We start from the raw sequence: 2,399 nt of genomic DNA, 5'->3' as shown, positions 1-2,399 counted from the left end.
GCCCCGGCCGCCGGGGCCCGCCCGCCGCTCGCCGCGACCGCCGCGCAGACGACGGCGGAGAACCCGTGGCCGCTGCGGCAGCTGTCCGTGAAGGTCGGCGAGTACGTGGCGCGCATGTCCCCGCTGTGGGTCGAGGGCGAGATCGTGCAGCTGAACCGTCGGCCGGGCGCGGGGCTGAGCTTCATGACCCTGCGCGACATCGACGTGGACATGTCCTTCTCGGTGCCGGTGCGCGAGCACGTTCTGCGCGCCCTCCCGGTCGAGCCGGTGCCCGGCGCGCGCGTGGTCGTGCACGCCAGGCCCACCTTCTGGACCAAGCGCGGCAGCCTCCAGCTCGAGGCCGACGACATCCGCCCCGTCGGGCTCGGCGAGCTGCTGGCCCGGCTCGAGCAGCTCAAGCGCGTGCTCGCCGCGGAGGGTCTGTTCGCCGCCGCGCGGAAGAAGCCGCTTCCCTTCCTGCCGCGCGTGGTGGGGCTGATCTGCGGGCGCGAGTCCGCCGCGGAGCGCGACGTGGTCGTCAACGCCCGTCGGCGCTGGCCCGCGGTGCAGTTCGAGATCCGCGAGGTCGCGGTGCAGGGCACGAAGGCGGTGCGGGAGGTGTCCGCGGCGCTGAAGGAGCTCGACGCGCGCGAGGACGTGGACGTCATCATCATCTCGCGCGGCGGCGGCTCCCTCGAGGACCTGCTCCCCTTCTCCGACGAACAGCTCACCCGCCTGGTCGCGGGGGCCGACACCCCGATCGTCTCCGCGATCGGACACGAGGTGGACACCCCGCTGATCGACCTCGCCGCCGACGTCCGCGCCTCCACCCCCACCGATGCGGCCAAGCGCGTGGTGCCCGACATCCAGGCCGAGCTCGAGCAGCTGGACCTGGGCCGCACGCGTCTGCGCGCCGCGATCCGCGCCCGCATCGAGCGGGAGCAGTCGGGGCTGGACGCCATGCGCTCGCGGCCCGTGCTCGAGAACCCCTCGAGCATCCTCGCCGGCCGCGCCGACGAGATCCGCTCCCGCATCTCGCTGGCCCGCACCCTGATCGGCTCGCGCCTGGACCGGGCGGCCGACGAGGTCTCCCACCTCGGCAGGCAGGTGCGGGCCCTGAGCCCCCTGGCGACCCTCGAGCGCGGCTACGCCGTGGTGCAGACGGCCGACGGCACGATCATCCGCGCCCCCGAGCAGAGCGAGGTCGGCGAGGCGCTGTCGGTGCGGGTCGCCGGCGGCCGCTTCGGCGCCCTGCACGTGGACACCGACCCCTATACCCCGCCTGCCCCGCAGGCACCGACCGACGACCGGGCCCGCCCCGAGCAGGACCGGACCGAGAACGACGAGGAGACCGCATGAGCACGCCCGATGCCCCGGAGAACGAACTGACTGCCGACGAAGGCGCTCTCGGCACCCCGGGCACCGCGCCCGTCACCCCGGCCGGGGACGAGAGGGCCCTCCCCGCCGATATCACCGAGCTGTCCTACGAGGCGGCCCGCGACCAGCTCGTCGAGGTGGTGCGCCGCCTCGAGTCCGGGCAGGGCGGGCTCGAGGACTCGATCGCGCTGTGGGAGCGCGGCGAGATGCTCGCCCGTCGCTGCCAGCAGTGGCTGGACGGGGCTCGCGAGCGGCTCGAGGACGCCGTGGCCGCGCGGCGCGAGGAGGACGGCGCCGAGCGTTGAGACGCCGTCAGGCGATCGCGGCGAGCGCCTCGTCCATGAGCTGCTCGAGCTCGGCCTGATCGGCCGCGCCGTGGACGAGGATCCCGAAGCCCTCGCCCTGGCAGGCGATTCCGGTCTGCTCCGCGTCGTCCCCGCCGCCGAGCACCTGGCATTCGGTGCCCCGGAGGCTCGTCTGCTCGGTGACGGTCGCGCCGGGCATCTCGGCCGACAGCAGCGACGCGCTGACCTCGGTGTCCTCGGCCAGGGTCACGAGATCCCCGCCGGGCGCGGTGTACTGCACGGTCCAGCGCGGGCTCTGCCCGTCGGTGAAGCGCGCCGAGCGCACCTGCCAGTCCTCGCCGGTCGCGGGCACGGCGACGGGGAAGTCGGCCACGTCCTGGGCGCGCTCGGCGGTCGCGGCGACGTCCACCTCCGAGTTCTCCAGCGGCTCGCGCTCGAGTTCGCTGCCCACCCCGAAGAAGCCCACCGCCAGCACGATCACCACGACCATGGTCAGCACGATCGCCCAGACGATGTTGCGCAGCACCGTGTTCTGCTTGGTCGGCAGCTGGTACGCGGACTTCGGCCGCTCGCCGGGCAGCTCATCAGCGCCGGTCACCTCGGCCTGTGTGCCGTCGGCCCCGGCGCTCTCGGCCCGCGCGCCGCCGGATGCATCGCTCTCTGCCGCTGCGCCGTCGGACCCAGCGCTCGCTGCTGCTGCGCCGTCGGCCCTTGCGCCCTCGGCCCCCGCGCGACCTG

3 protein-coding genes are annotated in these 2,399 nt (G+C 74.6%); 2 read left to right on the top strand and 1 reads right to left on the bottom strand.

Annotation, left to right across the window (positions count from 1 at the left end):
* A partial coding sequence (xseA, locus tag HMPREF3159_RS04800) for an exodeoxyribonuclease VII large subunit (RefSeq protein WP_070499916.1) occupies window positions 1–1,338 on the top strand: 1,338 nt, incomplete at its 5' end.
* Complete coding sequence (locus tag HMPREF3159_RS04795) at window positions 1,335–1,661, top strand: exodeoxyribonuclease VII small subunit (RefSeq protein WP_070499915.1); 327 nt, start codon at window positions 1,335–1,337, stop codon at window positions 1,659–1,661. The genes xseA and HMPREF3159_RS04795, both read left to right, overlap by 4 nt.
* A 7-nt stretch (window positions 1,662–1,668) precedes the next feature.
* Here HMPREF3159_RS04795 and HMPREF3159_RS04790 read toward each other — a convergent pair.
* A partial coding sequence (locus HMPREF3159_RS04790; protein ID WP_070499917.1) for a DUF4245 family protein occupies window positions 1,669–2,399 on the bottom strand: 731 nt, incomplete at its 5' end.

The sequence above is a fragment of the Brachybacterium sp. HMSC06H03 genome (assembly GCF_001807385.1).
Taxonomy (GTDB): Bacteria; Actinomycetota; Actinomycetes; order Actinomycetales; family Dermabacteraceae; genus Brachybacterium; species Brachybacterium conglomeratum.
The sequence above is the reverse complement of the archived record's forward strand: the minus strand, read 5'-3'. Positions and strand labels throughout refer to the sequence as shown.